The organism is Providencia sp. PROV040 (assembly GCF_032706145.1).
GTDB lineage: Bacteria > Pseudomonadota > Gammaproteobacteria > Enterobacterales > Enterobacteriaceae > Providencia > Providencia hangzhouensis.
This window is the reverse complement of record NZ_CP120530.1, coordinates 2,583,257-2,600,590: the sequence shown is the minus strand read 5'-3', so window position 1 is coordinate 2,600,590 and position 17,334 is coordinate 2,583,257. Positions and strand designations below refer to the sequence as shown.

At 37.7% G+C, this 17,334-nt stretch carries 15 protein-coding genes; 11 read left to right on the top strand and 4 right to left on the bottom strand.

All coding sequences use genetic code 11. From position 1 onward, the window contains the following. Positions 1-66 precede the first annotated feature (66 nt). From znuA to P3L40_RS11850, 8 genes are all read left to right on the top strand, one after another. Positions 67-1,026 carry a zinc ABC transporter substrate-binding protein ZnuA gene (znuA, locus tag P3L40_RS11885; RefSeq protein WP_110591670.1) on the top strand — a complete coding sequence of 320 codons (960 nt, stop codon included), beginning with the start codon at positions 67-69 and terminating at the stop codon, positions 1,024-1,026. 20 nt (positions 1,027-1,046) lie between these two features. Continuing rightward, a complete protein-coding gene (gene mepM / locus P3L40_RS11880) occupies positions 1,047-2,387 on the top strand; it encodes a murein DD-endopeptidase MepM (RefSeq protein WP_094962968.1) in 1,341 nt (446 codons plus the stop codon). A gap of 117 nt (positions 2,388-2,504) precedes the next feature. Beyond that, on the top strand, positions 2,505-3,479 hold the full coding sequence (lpxM, locus tag P3L40_RS11875) for a lauroyl-Kdo(2)-lipid IV(A) myristoyltransferase (protein ID WP_136134777.1): 975 nt from the start codon (positions 2,505-2,507) through the stop codon (positions 3,477-3,479). Between the two features lie 393 nt (positions 3,480-3,872). Further along, the gene (locus P3L40_RS11870) at positions 3,873-4,730 is read left to right on the top strand and encodes a LysR family transcriptional regulator (RefSeq protein WP_210852479.1); all 858 of its coding nucleotides are present in this window, start codon (positions 3,873-3,875) and stop codon (positions 4,728-4,730) included. 186 nt (positions 4,731-4,916) lie between these two features. After that, complete coding sequence (locus P3L40_RS11865) at positions 4,917-5,438, top strand: fimbrial protein (protein WP_094962970.1); 522 nt, start codon at positions 4,917-4,919, stop codon at positions 5,436-5,438. Between the two features lie 57 nt (positions 5,439-5,495). Beyond that, the gene (locus tag P3L40_RS11860; RefSeq protein WP_112307022.1) at positions 5,496-6,158 is read left to right on the top strand and encodes a molecular chaperone; all 663 of its coding nucleotides are present in this window, start codon (positions 5,496-5,498) and stop codon (positions 6,156-6,158) included. An 11-nt stretch (positions 6,159-6,169) separates the two neighbouring features. After that, positions 6,170-8,656, top strand: coding sequence for a fimbria/pilus outer membrane usher protein (locus tag P3L40_RS11855; RefSeq protein WP_210852481.1), 2,487 nt, complete (start codon positions 6,170-6,172; stop codon positions 8,654-8,656). Positions 8,657-8,664: 8 nt separating this feature from the next. Further along, complete coding sequence (locus P3L40_RS11850) at positions 8,665-9,681, top strand: fimbrial protein (protein WP_196731523.1); 1,017 nt, start codon at positions 8,665-8,667, stop codon at positions 9,679-9,681. 128 nt (positions 9,682-9,809) lie between these two features. Here the strand turns inward: P3L40_RS11850 and pyk are convergent, their stop codons facing one another. Beyond that, positions 9,810-11,252, bottom strand: coding sequence for a pyruvate kinase (pyk, locus tag P3L40_RS11845; RefSeq protein WP_094962974.1), 1,443 nt, complete (start codon positions 11,250-11,252; stop codon positions 9,810-9,812). Positions 11,253-11,452: 200 nt separating this feature from the next. After that, positions 11,453-12,298 (bottom strand): MurR/RpiR family transcriptional regulator, encoded by an 846-nt coding sequence (locus P3L40_RS11840; protein WP_004254990.1) that lies wholly within the window; start codon positions 12,296-12,298, stop codon positions 11,453-11,455. A 472-nt stretch (positions 12,299-12,770) separates the two neighbouring features. Between P3L40_RS11840 and zwf the strand changes: the two genes are divergently transcribed. Continuing rightward, a complete protein-coding gene (gene zwf, locus P3L40_RS11835; protein ID WP_004254987.1) occupies positions 12,771-14,246 on the top strand; it encodes a glucose-6-phosphate dehydrogenase in 1,476 nt (491 codons plus the stop codon). A 105-nt stretch (positions 14,247-14,351) separates the two neighbouring features. On the opposite strand, the gene pdxK is transcribed toward zwf, so the two are convergent. Beyond that, positions 14,352-15,200 (bottom strand): pyridoxine/pyridoxal/pyridoxamine kinase, encoded by an 849-nt coding sequence (gene pdxK / locus P3L40_RS11830; RefSeq protein WP_004254983.1) that lies wholly within the window; start codon positions 15,198-15,200, stop codon positions 14,352-14,354. 634 nt (positions 15,201-15,834) lie between these two features. Between pdxK and mdtJ the strand changes: the two genes are divergently transcribed. Together mdtJ and mdtI are read left to right on the top strand one after the other, a co-directional pair. Beyond that, complete coding sequence (gene mdtJ, locus P3L40_RS11825) at positions 15,835-16,263, top strand: multidrug/spermidine efflux SMR transporter subunit MdtJ (protein WP_004254982.1); 429 nt, start codon at positions 15,835-15,837, stop codon at positions 16,261-16,263. A 1-nt stretch (position 16,264) separates the two neighbouring features. Further along, positions 16,265-16,597: a multidrug/spermidine efflux SMR transporter subunit MdtI gene (gene mdtI, locus P3L40_RS11820; RefSeq protein ID WP_004254980.1), complete on the top strand. Its 333-nt coding sequence runs from the start codon at positions 16,265-16,267 to the stop codon at positions 16,595-16,597. 304 nt (positions 16,598-16,901) lie between these two features. Here mdtI and P3L40_RS11815 read toward each other — a convergent pair whose 3' ends face one another. Next, positions 16,902-17,249 carry a RidA family protein gene (locus tag P3L40_RS11815; RefSeq protein WP_004254978.1) on the bottom strand — a complete coding sequence of 116 codons (348 nt, stop codon included), beginning with the start codon at positions 17,247-17,249 and terminating at the stop codon, positions 16,902-16,904. Positions 17,250-17,334: the final 85 nt, after the last annotated feature.

Sequence of the window (17,334 nt, the reverse complement as noted above, 5' to 3'; positions counted from 1 at the left end):
TCTTGCAGAATTCATTTTGTGTTATATTATAACATTTCAAAATCAAAATCACGGAAAAAGACTGCTATGATACATAAATCGAAAAACATTGCCTGCAAATTTCTTTTCGGGGCGGTGGCGACCTCCGTATTAAGTGCAACTATGGTATCAACTGCTAATGCTGATGTTGTAACGTCAATTCGCCCTCTGGCCTTTATTGCCGCAGGGATTGCAGACGGTGTCACTGAGACACAAGTTTTATTACCAGATGGTGCTTCACCTCATGATTATGCACTTAAACCCTCTGATTTGAAAAAAATTAAACAGGCTGATCTATTCGTATGGGTTGGACCTGATATGGAAATGTTTTTACAGAAGCCAATCAATACATTACCACAGAATAAACGCCTAGCATTGGCTGAGCAGAAAAACATTAAGCCACTACTTATGGCGGAGTCACATGAAGATGAACATGATCACGAACATGGAGATGAAGCTAACCATGACAACGATCACGAACATCATCATCATGGTGAGTATAATATGCATATCTGGTTATCCCCAGAAATTGCAAATTACGCTGCGCAAGACATTTATGAGCGTTTAGTAGAGCTTTATCCTGAACAAAAAAATAAGCTAGACGTAAACCTTCGTAAATTCAAAGAAAATATGACGCAAAATGATCAGAAAATTGCTAATATTTTGCAGCCAGCTAAAAATAAGGGTTATTTTGTTTTTCACGACGCTTACGGTTACTTTGAAAAACACTATCAATTAGCTCCATTAGGGCACTTTACGATAAACCCAGAAATACAACCTGGCGCGCAGAAATTACATCAAATACGAACACAATTGGTTGAGCACAAAGCGCAATGTGTTTTTGCTGAGCCACAATTCAGGCCTGCTGTGATTGAAAGTGTAGCACGAAATACGGGGGTGAAAATGGGAACTCTCGACCCACTAGGAATTGGGCTGGCGATAGGGCCAGATAGCTACATGCAGTTTTTGACTCAATTATCAGAGCAATACGCCAGCTGCCTGGATTAAAAATAGAAGGAATTGTTTAAGTGCAGCAAATGGCCAAAAGTCTGGCTCAGGTATACGGTAGCCTGTCTAGGACACATAAAATTGTATTAAGTACGCTCACTGTAGCGACTATGGCCGTCGCAATTTGGCGGCCAGTTCATGTACCAACGACAACTGAAAATGATGGCACACCGGATACCATCATACCGCTCTCATTATTACCTGCAAGTGATGCTACCGACGATATAATTCAAGACAGTAGTGAACAGCTACCTGATGAAGGCCTTGCTGATACCGAAGCTGAAGCAATAGAGACAGGGGGAGAAGCTGCGCCTCTCCCCCATGAATATGTTGTTGCAAGTGGTGATAACTTAACGACTATTTTAACTCAATTCGGTATTGAAGCTGGGGATGTTGCAACGCTATCTAACCAACATAAGTCATTGAGAAACCTTAAAATAGGCCAATCCTTAAATTGGTCTTTAACAGAACAGGGTGAGTTAGAATCATTGACTTGGGATGTTTCTCGCCGTGAGACCCGTATTTTTACCCGCGTAGGAACGACAAATAAATTTGAAGAAACTAAGCAAATTCGCGAAGGTGAATGGACTAACAGTGTTTTAAAAGGTACGGTTGACGGTTCATTTGCACAAAGTACAAACAAAGCGGGCTTAACACGTAATGAAGGCCGTGAGGTGATTAAAGCTTTACAATGGCAGGTTGATTTCAAAAAATTGAAAAAAGGCGATAAATTCAGTGTGTTAATGAGCAGGGAAATGCTTAACGGGCGCAGTGAGCAGAGCCAACTCATTGGTGTTCGTCTGCAAACTAATGGAAAAAGCTATTATGCTTTTCGTGCTGAAGATGGGCGCTATTATGATAGCGAAGGGAATGGCTTAGAACGCGGTTTCTTACGTTTTCCAACCGCTAAGCAGTTTAGAGTGTCTTCACAATTCAATCCTCGCCGAGTTAACCCAGTTACTGGGCGTGTAGCACCACATAAAGGCGTGGACTTCGCAATGCCTGTTGGCACGCCAGTACTTGCTGTTGGTGATGGTGAAGTGATTGTTTCAAAATACAGCGGTGCTGCAGGCAACTTTATTGCTATACGTCATGGGCGTCAATATACCACTCGTTACATGCACTTACGCCAATTATTAGTTAAGCCTGGGCAAAAAGTTAAGCGTGGTGATAGAATTGCGCTATCAGGTAATACTGGGCGTTCGACCGGGCCTCATCTACATTTTGAAATGTGGGTGAATCAACAAGCAGTAAATCCACTTACTGCGAAATTACCAAGTTCTGGTGGTTTAACAGGAAAAGAGCGTAAAGAATATTTAGCGCTAGTAAAAGAAACGAAACCACAACTTAAACTACAGTAACTTAAGTTTCTATTTTATCGCTGGCAGGTACTTGTATCTGCCAGTTTTCTTTGTAATGCTCCCGTAAACTATTATTATAAGCTATAGAGAGATAGCTAATATTCACTTGAGTACAGCATGAATAAAGATCAAGACACTGATAGTAAAAAAGGCTATGTGCCAACTTTTCACCGTTCTTATCTATTACCTAAATATTGGGGGGTATGGTTAGGAGCGGGTATTTTGGCAGGATTGGCTTTCATTCCGGTTAAAATCCGTGACCCTTTACTCGCTAAAATAGGAAAATGGGTTGGGCGATTGGCTAAAAGTAGCCGTCGTCGTGCCAAAATTAACTTACTTTATTGTTTTCCTAAATTGACAGAACAACAACGAGAAGAATTAGTTGATCGTATGTTTGAAACCGCACCACAGTCTTTTGTTATGTTGGCAGAGCTATGTCTTCGTGGTGCAAGTAAAACGCTAGCTAGAACGCATTGGCATAATCAAGAAATTATAGAGCGCTTAAAACAGCAGCAAAGCAATGTTATTTTTATGGTTCCTCATGGCTGGGCCGTTGATGCACCAGCGATGTTATTAGCAGCAAAAGGCCAGAAAATGGCTGCAATGTTTCATCACCAAAAGAACCCAGTTGCAGATTATTTATGGAATAAAGCGAGATACCATTTCGGGGGGCGCTTGCATTCAAGAGAAGCGGGTATTAAGCCTTTTATTGCTTCTGTTAGACAAGGATATTGGGGGTTTTATCTTCCAGACCAAGATCATGGTGAGGAGCATAGCGAATTTGTTGATTTTTTTGGTACATATAAGGCAACATTACCTGCAATCGGTAGGTTAATGAAAGTTTGTAAAGCGAAAGTTGTGCCACTATTTCCCGTTTATGACCATAAAACGCATCAATTGCATATTTTTATCCGTGAACCAATGGATGATATCGATGGTAAGGACGATAAGTATATTGCACGAAGAATGAATGAGGAGCTGGAATATCTGGTTTCCCCGAACTTAGAACAATACACATGGATACTAAAGCTATTAAAAACGCGAAAAGAGGGAGAAATAGAACCTTATCAGCGAAAAGATCTTTACCGTTAGTGTCCAGATCTACAGAATAATTTTTGAGCCATTACCTTTTGAGTAATGGCTTTTTTTGTCTAAAAGTGTGCTCATCATAGAAATATACACTTAATCCCCATAATTTTGAAAAGCTGGGTACCATTATTAATGGTGTATAGTTATTTAATTTATTTTTATATTTCTTGGTTTTATTATTAGGCTGTTTTTAGTTCCTTGTATTGATCTTTTCGAGAGTATAAGAGAACTGATAGCTTTACATAAAAAAATATCCCCTATTAAAAATGATTATCGATATATCAAAATAAATAACTTAAAAACTTTTAAATATATGAGTAAATAAGGAATGGTATGTAAAAGTATTTATTAACGATAAATAAAATATATCTCCCAGGTTAATAATTTGGAGACTCTATGGTTAAAACCCGAACTACGTTAGACCAATGGATAACCCTACAAGCGGTGGTTGACTACGGTGGTTTTGCTCAAGCAGCTGAAATCTTGCATAGAACACAATCATCAATTAGTTATACCATCAGTAAATTAGAGCAAACGTTAGAAATTGAAATATTTTCTTTAGAAAAACGTCGTGCAGTATTAACTAAACAAGGAGAACAGTTATTAGCGTTATCAAGAGAAATAACAAATAAAGCGATTTCATTAGAAGAGGTTGCCAAGTCATTAAATTATGAGGGAAATAATAAAATTAATATAGTTATAGATTCGCTATATCAAAGTGATGAAATACTTAAAAAAATTGGAGAGCTAAGCTGCTCTAGAAAGGATCATGATATTGATCTTAAGAAGATTTCACTAAGAAAATCAGATATTTTTACAATTAAAAATTATGATTTACTAATTACTCATCATTACATTGAGTCGTTAAATCCCATATTTCTTGAACAGGTTGAAGCGGTGCTTGTAACCAACCCAAATCATAAGCTGCAACATTGTTCAGTTGACAATATACTGAAAATAATGGAGAAAACAGCCTCAATTTCTTTGAAGCTTACAGGTATGAATGGGATCAAAAGCATCCAAACTATCCATATTTCTAATGTGGAATTAGCAATTAAATTAGCCGAAAATTCGGTTGGTTATTTATGGTTGCCGAAAAATTTAATCCAGAAAGAATTAAATAATAATTCATTAAAAGAGCTGAAAACAGTAAATAAAAAGTCGTTCTATAATTTTTATATGTATATTAATAAAAGTTCAATGGCAAATGAAGTTTTAAAAAACTATCTAATTGCTAATAAAAAATCTAAATAAAAGAGCCAGTTCATAAATGATAAAAACAAAACATTAATATTTTAGATGCAATTTTAAAAAATTCAATGTATCCATTGGTTAACTTAACTAAAGGTAGATGATATATTTCTTATGAACTAAAAATATGAGTGATTTATTTGTTTATGTAGTAATTAATAATTAAAAATCTATATTATAGGAACTATTATGAGTATTCTAAAAAAATCCCTAACTGTAATAGGGGTTACTTTAGCTGTAACATCTACGCCAACTGTTTTTGCTTCAGGTACAATTAACTTTACTGGGGAAATAACTGATATAGCTTGTACAGTTGATAGCAACTCAAAAAATTTAAATGTTGACCTTGGAAAGGTATCAGCTAAAAGTTTAGCTGCACAAGGAGAAGTGGCGGGTTTAAAAGACTTCACTATTAAACTTGTTGATTGTCCAACAAACTCCAAAGTAACTGTACGTTTCGGTGGCACACGTGATACCGCAGACAACGATATTCTTGCAATTAACCAAGCTGTAGGCGTTGCAAATAATGTCGGTGTTGCTTTATTTGAAAAAGATGCAATAACGCAAATTAAGTTGTTTGAAGATTCAAAACAAATTGAATTCGATGGTACAACAGTAGACTTAGACTATGTTGCTCGTTATAAAGCGACTGGTGTAGTAACTGCAGGGCCTGCTAATAGCAGTGCAGTATACAGTATTCAATATCATTAACTAATTGGAGAGTGACAATGGTTACTCTCCTTCTTATTTCAATATAATGGTTGTTTTATGAAAAAAATATTTTTTTCAATCTGTATATGTTTTTTTTCTATAGCTAACACCTCTCAAGCCTCAGGGATTAGTGTAGGTGGAACACGTTTTGTCTATGAAGAAAATAAACGTGAAATTGATATTCCTATTTTCAATAGTGATAAAGAAAAACCTTTTTTAATTCAAAGCTGGGTATCACCATTTGGCGGAGAGGGGAAAGCACCATTTATTGCCATACCACCATTATTTCGTATTGAGCCAGATACAAATGGTTCAGCTAGAATTTCTTATATAGGTGAGCCTATCGGTTCAAATACTGAACAAATTTATTTGCTTAATATCAAATCAATACCACCAAAAAATAATAGTATTGAGAATGAACTACAGATAATCATAAATTCACAGTTTAAATTATTTTTAAGGTCGAAAGATATAGAGCCATTCGACTTTAAAAAAATTTTTTTAGTTGAGAAACCAGATGGGATTATGATTGATAACCAAACTCCATATCACTTATCAATCAAAAATATCCTTGACAATGGCAGGGTCATTGACGGTGCTAGTTTAATATATCCATTCAAAAATGACTATATCATTAAGAAAAAAATAAATAATGGTGACTCAATAGTTGTTCAATTTATCAATGACTATGGCGCTATTATAGAGAAAAAAACCAAATAAGAGTCTCTAAGATGCCAGTTTTTTGTAAAAAAAATACGCTTATGTATTCTAATGTTTTTACTGCGATTAGCTTAATATTTTATATCAATAATACAATTGCTAAAGATATTTTTGATATTAATGCAATTAATTCCGGAATGGAAAACCAAGTCGCAGATATAAATAGTTTAGGCTACCTATCATCTGCGGGAGGGCAATTGCCAGGAGATTATTTTGTTGATATCTATATAAATGATAAATTGGTTGATAACAAGAATATAAGGTTTTTATTTGATGATAAAGCTAAAAAATTATCTCCTGAAATAACAAAAAAAATGCTGCTAAACTGGGGCGTGAAAAACTCAGCAAGTGAAAAGTTTTCAGCAAGTGGAGAGGACGAATATTTGAATGACATTAGTAAAATTATTCCCAGTGCTAATTATCAATACAGATTTGAAACCCAACAATTACAAATTAGTATCCCACAAATTGGATTAGAAAATACGAGTAGAGGCTATATTGAACCAAAGGAATGGGACGATGGAATCACCGCTACATTTGTTAACTACACAGTTCGGTTTAATAAACATTGGTACCAAAATAAGAATAATAGAGATGACTCGTTCTTAGGTTTAAGAAGTGGTATTAATATGGGCGCTTGGCGTTTCCGTAATCATAGTACCTACAGTAAAACGACATATGAAACGAATTGGAATAATCTACAAACTTATGTAGAACGTGATATTCGTAGCTTAAAAAGCCGCTTAACGATTGGTGAAATATCCTCTGATAATGGCGTAATAGAGAGCACCCCTTATCTTGGAGTGAAGCTAGTATCTGATGAAAGTATGTTACCTCAAAGTGAAAGGGGTTTTGCACCTACAGTGACTGGTCTTGTACAATCAAACGCGATTGTTACTATCAGCCAAAATGGCAACGTGATTTATCAAACCACCGTGCCGCCGGGTAGGTTTGCGATTAATGATTTGTATCCAACGTCATATAGTGGTGATCTTGAGGTCACAATTGAAGAAGCTAATGGCACGGTAAGGTCTTTTATTCAGCCTTTCTCTGCAGTGCCAATGATGCAAAGAGCCGGCACATTAAAATATAGCGTAGATATTGGTAAATATAATGTTGATGGTGCACGACGTAAACCTAATTTTGCGCAAGCATCAGCAATTTACGGCTTGCCATATAACTTATCCGCTTATGGAGGTTTCTTAGTTTCTCAAGACTATCAAGCCTACACAATAGGTGCTGGAGTAAATTTAGGTAATATTGGCGCGATATCAACAGATATTACAGAAGCATCGGTACAATTGATTGATAAAAAGAGTGCGAAAGGGCAAGCGTATCGAATTCAATATTCCAAATACATTCCAAATACAGGCACTTCTTTTTCTTTAGCGTCATATCGTTACTCAACAAAAAACTATTATGATTTTTCTGATTCGAATAATTATCTTTATAATATGGGGCGAAAAAAACAACAGTTTCAAGCATCAGTCTCTCAGTCACTTGACGAAATCGGTTATTTATCGGTGAATGGTTACCAGCAATATTATTGGGACAAAAGTGGTTCTGATAAAAGTTTAACAATGAGTTTTAGCTCTAATTATAATTCATTGAATTACAGCGTTGCTTATTCTTATATTAAACAAGACTATTCAAAAACAAATGACCAAATGCTGTCATTCAATTTGAGTATTCCTTTTGATTTGGGTCGAAAAAATAATTGGGCTAACTATAGCTATAGTACCAGCAAAAATGGAGATTCGATTAGCTCATTAAGTTTTAATGGTATGCAATTAGTAGATAATAATTTGCAGTATAACCTTACGCAAAGATATAACCATAGCCGTAATGAATTTAGCAGTTCCGTTAGTGCAAACTATATAGTTTCATCAGGAGAATACAGTTTGGGTTATAACTATGACCCTAAATATCATGCTATCGATTTCAGTGCAACGGGAGCACTATTATTGCATTCTGGCGGGTTAACGACCTCTCGTACTATCTATGATTCTGCAGTGCTCGTTAAAGCAGAAGATATAGACAATTTAAAAGTAAATAACGCGCAATCACTTTACACTAATTCGTCAGGTTATGCAGTAATTCCCACAGTGACTCGTTATGAACGAAATAAAATTAGTGTCGATACTGCAACATTAAGTGGCAATAATGATGTTGCGATTAATACAACGACAGTCGTTCCTACTCAAGGTGCGATTGTATTAGCTAATTTCCAAGCAAAACGGGGTGCTAGAGTTTTATTAAAACTCAAGTATGCGGGAAAAGCAATTGCATTTGGTACACAAGTTTCTGTTATGGAAAGTGAGGAACAAGTTACAGGCGGTATTGTTGCAAATGATGGGGAAGTTTATTTAAGTGGCGTTCCAGAGCAAAGCAAGATAATAGTGAAATGGGGCAACGGTAATAATCAACAATGTACAGTTCTACTTTTATTATCATTAGAGAATGAAAAAATTCAGTTTATAGAACGAGTTTGTGAATAGGAGTTATCATGAAAAATTTAGGTCTAAAAATAGGCATTTCGTTCCTTTTATATTCACAATTCGGGGCTGCTGAATTTAGGGCTGAATTTACCAGCCAATTAGTTAATCCGAATAAAACACTTTATGTATCACGAACTTTACCAGCAGGTACCTTTATTGGTTCTATTGATTTAGGAACCCACTCTCCATGGACGTGGTGGAATGTGACGGGTAATACAGAAGTTGGAATTTACGTACCAATCGAACCAGGAAATTCAAGGTATATTCCGGGTATAGGTTATGTTAGAGAAATTAATAGTTCAGGCGTTGGTTATACTTTGCATGGTACAGTAATGAGCCCTTGCTCTGGTTTTGCATATGTTGATGGGGTAAATACGAAAGATGGAAATAATAATAATAGATTTATATGTGGCTCTAATGCATCTTCAGCAACGTATACTGTAAAATTAAGGGCGGATTTTTATAAAGTTGGTAATAATGTTAAAAGCCAAACTTTACCAATATCTAATGCTGCGATGTTGATTTTATTCCACAATGGTTTCATTACTACAGATTTATATGGGAGGTTCGAACCCAAAGTAAATATGGGGCCAATCAATGTTATTTCGAGTGGTTGTGAAGTCAAAAATAAATCAATAGACGTACCATTCGGTAACGTTAGTAAATTGTCATTTACAGGTGTTGGTTCAACGAGTTCTGAGAGCAAGCAAAATTTTCAAATTGAATTAGATTGTGACCCTATATCTCCGATAAAAATTACGTTTATTGGAACTCAAGATTCAAGTCAAACACCAGGGGCAATCGCACTTAATAATTTAGCCGATGAAAATACAGCGAAAGGTTATGCCATCCAAGTAAAGCACAACGGTATACTCATTAAGCTTAATCAATTAATACCGCTCGCCAATAAAAATGACATAGGGCAATACAACATTCCGTTGGAAGCCGCGTATATCCAAACTCAATCTGCAACGACAGCTGGGAAAGCGAATGGTACGCTACAATTTAACCTACAATATCATTAAATGCTATTTTCTCTTTATTATTTTACGCAAGTGATGCAGAGCTATACTTTCTTGTGTTAATTCTTTTTTAAGTTAGATAGCGTTTCAATATAAAGGAAAGCCCCCACCCATAGGCGAGGGCTAAAAGATTATTCAACTTCTAGAATACGACAAGTATTCGTGCTACCTACAGTGCCCATTAAGTCACCTTGGGTGACAAGAACCACGTCACCACTCATTAAATAGCCGTTATCACGTAAACGCGTGACAGCTTCATTGGCAGCCGCAATACCATCTGTATGGGTGCTACAGAAAACAGGTGTAACACCACGATAGAGAGAACATTGATTAAGGGTTTTTTCATGACGAGACATGGCAAAAATAGGTAAACCAGAGCTGATCCGAGACATCATGCGAGCAGTACGGCCAGACTCAGTCATTGCTATGATAGCTTTAACCCCTTTAAGATGGTTAGCAGCATACATTGTTGACATTGCAATTGCTTCTTCAGGGCTATTAAACTCCGCATCTAAACGGTGTTTAGACACATTTAGGCCCGGCATTTTTTCTGCGCCAAAACAAACCTGCGCCATCGCGGCTACCGTTTCTGCTGGGTACTGGCCTGCAGCAGTTTCAGCAGAAAGCATAACGGCATCAGTGCCATCCAACACCGCATTCGCAACGTCCATGACTTCGGCTCGCGTTGGCATTGGGTTAGTGATCATCGATTCCATCATTTGTGTTGCGGTTATAACAACACGGTTTAATTGGCGAGAGCGGCGGATCAATTTTTTCTGGACAGCGACTAATTCAGGGTCGCCAATTTCCACTCCGAGGTCACCACGAGCAACCATAACGACATCAGAAGCGAGAATAACTTCATCCATCACTTCATCATTGGCAACGGCTTCTGCACGTTCTACTTTAGCAACAATTTGGCATTCACAGCCCGCATCACGAGCTAATCGGCGTGCATAATCTAAATCTTCACCTGAGCGAGGGAATGAAACAGCTAAGTAATCAACATTAATTTTTGCAGCAGTTTTTATATCTTCTTTGTCTTTTTCTGTTAATGCTTCAGCTGAAAGACCGCCACCGAGTTTATTAATACCTTTATTGTTAGATAGTTGGCCACCAACAGTAACTTCTGTAAATACCTGTAACCCTTTGACTTCAAGGACTTTCAATTGTACTCGACCATCATCAAGAAGCAAAATATCACCTGGGACGACATCGGCAGGTAAGCCTTTATAGTCGATACCTACTTTCTCTTGGCAGCCTTCACCTTTACCTAAATTGGCATCAAGAATGAATTTATCGCCAATATTTAGGAAAACTTTGCCATCTTTAAAAGTGGAAACACGAATTTTAGGACCTTGCAAATCACCGAGGATCGCAACGTGACGTCCTAAACGAGCGGCAATCTCACGTACTTTGTTCGCACGTAATAGATGGTCTTCTGGAGTTCCGTGGGAGAAGTTAAGGCGAACAACGTTGGCGCCAGCGTTGATAATTTTTTCAAGGTTATTATCGCGATCTGTAGCTGGACCAAGAGTTGTAACAATTTTAGTTCTTCTAAGCCGTCTAGACATGTATTACTCCGTTGACCTGTAATGGTGTTGATAAAAGAGTGAAACCATTTCACTCCATTTCGAAACCTGTTTACTGCAAATAGGGATGCTGACACGAGCACAGCTATTATATACAGCCAATTTCTTAATGCTATCAGGTCTGTAAAACTATTAAAGCCTGAAAAGCAAAGAAAAGCATTTATACAGCCAATTTATTGCCTTTAGATGCTATCAAACCGCGAATCACGTAATGCTTCTTTGACGCGCTTCAAGTTATCTCTAAATTTTTCACCTCTTCTTAACGTAAAACCCGTTGTTAGTACATCAATGACAGCGAGCTGCGCCATTCTTGATACCATTGGCATATAGATATCAGTATCTTCAGGAACATCAATAATGATAGATAAGGAAGCGGCTTGAGAGAGAGGTGAGTTTTCTGAGGTAATTGCAATTATAGTCGCGTCATTTTCCCGTGCTAAACGTGCCATATCAACTAATGCTTTGGTTCTTCCTGTATGGGAAATGAGCACGATAACATCTCCTTCATTGCTATTGATACAACTCATACGTTGCATGACAATATCATCGAAGTATATGACAGGAATATTAAAGCGGAAAAACTTATTCATTGCGTCGTGCGCAACAGCTGCAGAGGCTCCAAAGCCAAAAAAACTGATTTTCCGAGCTTGAGTTAATAAATCAACAGCACGATTTATTGCACTGATATCTAACGTGTGTTTTACATTATCTAATCCTGCCATAGCAGATTCAAAAATCTTATGAGTATAGGTATTTACTGTATCGGTTTCTTCTATATGGCGGTTAATATAGGGGGTGCCGTTGGCTAAGTTTTGTGCTAATCGTAATTTAAAATCAGGGAATCCTTTCGTATCCATTTTTCGACAAAATCGGTTTACTGTTGGCTCGCTAACATCAGCTAATTGCGCGAGTGTGGCGATACTGAGATGAATGGCATTTTGTGGCATACCTAGAATAACCTCAGCCACCTTTTTTTCTGATTTACTTAAAAAATCGAGACTTGTCTTCATTTGTTCTAAAATATTCATATAGCAAAAGCGCCTATTTCATCGAAAGGAGAAATTTTTGAGTCATCACGTTATCCTATTATTGATTTTAAATTTCTTGCTGTGATGTCGTAATAGAGAGTGAAAATATACTATGTATGATATGTAAGCTATCTGAATACAGGTGATAAGTAGCAGCTTTTTATGAAACTTTGACCCGTATCTAATTTTCAGAATAGTAAACATCCTACTTATTTTGTTATTTTTTTACGGAAGCTGTCTCCATTCAGTTAAATCGCATCTTTTTAATACACTAAAAATTATTCAGTGTGTAACATAAGATTAAACAGACAATATGTTGTTTTTTTCATCATAAAAACTGTGATCGGTATCATGAACATTTACTGGGCACTAGCAACAGGGTACATTAGCGGAATTAGGGCTAATTTTAACAAAATTACAATAAGGCCTATCCTAGTTAGGTCTTACATTCCGCAAATTGAGGAGAACCAATATGGCGGTACATAATGCTGCTCAAGCTTGTGACTTAATTATTTTTGGCACCAAGGGAGACCTCGCTCGTCGTAAGCTGCTGCCATCGCTTTATCAGTTAGAAAAAGCAGGTTACATTCATCCAGACACGCGCATTATTGGTGTTGGTCGTGCTGAATGGAGTCAAGATGATTATGTCCACTTTGTCAAAGAAGCGTTAGATAAGTTCTTAAAAGAAGATCTCGATTCAGCATTGTGGGAAAAACTAAGCGCTCGCTTGGATTTTTGTAACTTAGACGTTAACCAGACTGAAAGTTTTGTGCGTTTAGCTGAAATGTTAAAACAAGATGCACAACCCGCTATCCATTACTTTGCTATGCCACCGAGTACTTTTGGTGCTATGTGTCAAGGGTTGGGTCATGCTAAATTAAATAAAAAGCCAAATCGCGTTGTCATGGAAAAACCACTGGGAACGGATTTAGCGTCGTCACAAGAAATTAATAATGAAGTGGCTAAGTATTTTGATGAAAGCCAAGTCTATCGTATTGACCACTATCTTGGTAAAGAAACCGTTTTAAACTTACTCGCATTGCGTTTTGCAAACTCGTTATTTATCAATAACTGGGACAACCGCACTATTGATCATGTCCAAATCACGGTTGCAGAAGAAGTAGGAATCGAAGGTCGTTGGGGATATTTCGACCAAGCAGGCCAAATGCGTGATATGGTACAAAACCACTTATTGCAAATCTTAACGATGATTGCCATGTCACCACCGGCAGATTTAACCACTGACCGTATTCGCGATGAAAAAGTGAAAGTCTTACGTTCTTTACGTCGTATCGACCATACAAATGTGCGTGAAAAGGCAGTACGAGGGCAATATACCTCTGGTTTTGTTCAAGGTAAAAAAGTCCCTGGATATTTAGAAGAAGAGGGTGCGAACAAGCAAAGTATGACCGAGTCATTCGTTGCTTTGCGTGTTGATATCGATGATTGGCGTTGGGCAGGTGTACCTTTCTATTTACGTACGGGTAAGCGCCTACCTGCAAAATGTTCTGAAGTTGTTGTTTATTTTAAAAAACCAGCATTGAATATTTTCTCTGAAAGTTATCAAGACCTGCCTCAGAATAAATTAACTATTCGTTTGCAGCCAGACGAAGGGATTGATATTGAAATTATGAATAAGGCACCAGGCCTTGATCATAAACACCGTTTACAAACCACTAAATTGGATTTAAGTTTCTCTGAAACTTTCAACCAGACTCACCTTGCAGATGCTTATGAGCGTTTATTACTTGAAGCCATGCGTGGCATTCAAGCACTGTTTGTTCGCCGCGATGAAGTAGAAGAAGCATGGAAATTTGTTGATTCTATTATAGATGCATGGGCAATGGACAATGAAGCGCCTAAGCCATATCAAGCAGGGACTTGGGGGCCGATTGCATCTGTTGCGATGATCGCACGCGATGGCCGTTCATGGAATGAGTTTGAATAATATTATCAATATTTGAAATATTAGGTAGTATATTGACTAAAATGGCGGGGTAATCCCGCCATTTATCTATGCTTATCATATTGTTAGGTATGGCTACATAGGATATTAAAGGATTAATTCGCTACGTCCTGTCGCTGCCATATGAATAATCGCTTGCTCGATGCGTAAACATGCCATTTTAGCGGCATCAGGAACGGATAGTCCCGCTAATAACTGAGCGGTGAGTTCAGCGCCAAATAAATCCCCCGTTCCTTTTGGTGTGACAGGGTAACGTTTGTGGCGGATTACGGCCACGTTATCTTGGGTAACACAAACGACTTCAATGTTGTCGTCATCAGGCTGGAAAGCACTTGTGATGATTACCCACTGTGTATTTCCCTTTAATAAGCTACGGGCTGCAGCCGTAGCATCATCCAAGTTATGGACTTGTTTGCCACTTAACGTCATGAGCTCGAATTTGTTTGGAATAATACCTGTAGCTAAAGGAATGACTTTATCTCGGTATACCTCGGCAATTTCGGGTGGAATATAAAAACCGCTGTCTTCATCTCCCATGACTGGGTCAACAATAACCGGTAGTGCCGTTCTTTCTTTACGAACTAGAGTTAACCAGTTTGCTAAGTCTTGGGCTTTTTCTGGGGAACCTAGATAACCAGTCAAAATAGCTCTCACAGAATTTAAGCTACCCCGCTCAACAAAACCGTTTAAATAACCACGAAACCACTCACCAGGCAACTCACCACCATAGCAAGTTGTATAATGAGGCGTATTACTGAGTACTACAGTAGGTACTGCCGCAACACGTAAACCTTGTTTTGTCAGGGCTGGAACGGCAATACTATTTCCAACACTGCCATAAATAACTTGCGACTGAATTGAAACAACATCATAAGGTAATGGTGTTGCATCAGTGGAATTTTGGAAACTATTGGAGGTAAGACTAAAGGCGTTCATGGCTCTCTCTTCGGCATATTACAATCATATAGCTACTATAAGAAGCTTGTTCAATCAGGTTGTCAATGCTAAAAATCGAATAGCTTAATTAAGGCGTGATGAGAGTATAAAAAGTGGAAAAAAGAGATTTTTTTATAAAATAATTCCAGTGAAAAATTTATCATCATCGCTTGTTTATTCGCGCAATAGTTGATAGCTCAAGGGTTGATTAGCATATTAATGAATAGTTATGCATATTTTTATTCAATACAAAAAATGTTTATATTCATTGACTTAATAAATTTGGCATGTTAAAAATAAACTGAAATTAACTATCAACATGAGGGTTCGGAGTAAATTGGGTAGATGTCTACCTGATGAAAAGAATAAGATATCATGCTTAGCTCAACTAGCGGCAAGATCAGCAAGTCCCAAAAAAGAACGACACACAGGCTTTTCCTTTCAGCTATCCTTTCCAGTGAACACTACTGGTGTGGTGCATTATAGCGTCTCTCTCGATTATTCATTTCGCTGAATAAACTCAGCAACACGTTGTTATTTATTTGAATTTTCAACAACTACGCAATAGTAATCTGTATTTTTTATCTGTACAAAAAATAGACTATTACGTGGCTGTATATAGAGAGATATTATAATGATTTACTGGATATTTTTAGTATTAGCTATCGTAACTGAAGTTATCGGTACACTATCAATGAAACATGCCAGCGTCAGTGGAGATTTTACTGGTATGGTCGTGATGTATGTGATGATAGCAACATCATACATTTTACTTGCTGTTGCAGTTAAAAAAGTGGCATTAGGTGTCGCCTATGCACTATGGGAGGGTATCGGTATCCTTTTTATCACAACATTTAGTGTCATGTGGTTTGGAGAAACGCTATCACCGATGAAAATTGGGGGGTTAGTATTACTGATCACCGGTATTGGACTGATTAAATCAGGCACCAAGAAAACCACCGTTCGTCAATCTGCACAAAAAGTAAAACAAGTTACACAAAACGCGGTCAATGCAGCCAAAACAAATGCTTTAGTTGGACGCGAAGCTAAGTCGGAGGCGTAATATGGCCAGTCATTTTGAATGGTGGCATGCTGCGTTTTTGATCCTAGCAGTCATATTAGAAATCGCAGCCAACATTTTGTTAAAAATGTCGAATGGATTTAAACGATATTGGATAGGTATTCTCTCCCTAATTGCGGTACTCGGAGCCTTCAGTGCATTAGCGCAAGCAGTAAAAGGAATTGAACTTTCAATTGCCTATGCATTATGGGGAGCATTCGGGATTATCGCGACAGTAGCAGCAGGTTGGATACTTTTCAATCAACGGCTAAATTATAAAGGCTGGGGAGGGATTGTGTTATTGCTACTAGGAATGGTTCTCATCAAGATGTCGTAATGCTCGTCACATTTTGCACTGTCGCGTTGTTGGCTACATTCGTTAACCCTAGTCACATACTTATGTATGCTCCAAGGGATTAACTCACTTGCCGCCTAGCGACACTGCAAACTATTTAGAGCATGAGTGAACGTCATATTTAGCACTGTCGCGTTGTTGGCTGCATTCGTTAACCCTAGTCACATACTTTTGTATGCCCCAAGGGATTAACTCACTTGCTGCCTAGCGACATCACAAACTATTTAGAACATGGATGGGCGCTAATAATTGGCGCCCATTTTTATGCAAAGCAAAACCTGTTTAATCAATCAATTGCTGCAACAATCTTAATTTCAACTTTATATTCTGGCTTCATCAACAATGCTTGGACAGTACAGCGGACAGGCGCACTTCCAGCAACAACCCAAGCATCCCATGCTTGGTTCATACCAGCAAAATCGGCTTTATCAGCAAGAAAAATGGTGGCATCAAGAATTTTACTTTTGTCTGAACCAACACGTTCAAGCATCACATCAATTGCCGCGAGCGTGTTTGCTGTTTGAGCAACAATATCAGCGTCAAGGTTTTCAGGCACACTGGTGTAGTAAATGACATTATTGTGAATAACAGCTTCAGACCAACGATTATCAGGGTCAATACGTTTGATAGTCATAATTATTCCTTATTATACATGTGGCTCAAGAATAACAGTTTGCAGGCTGGATGAAAATCAGTTGTTCAACGAAGTAATAATTACC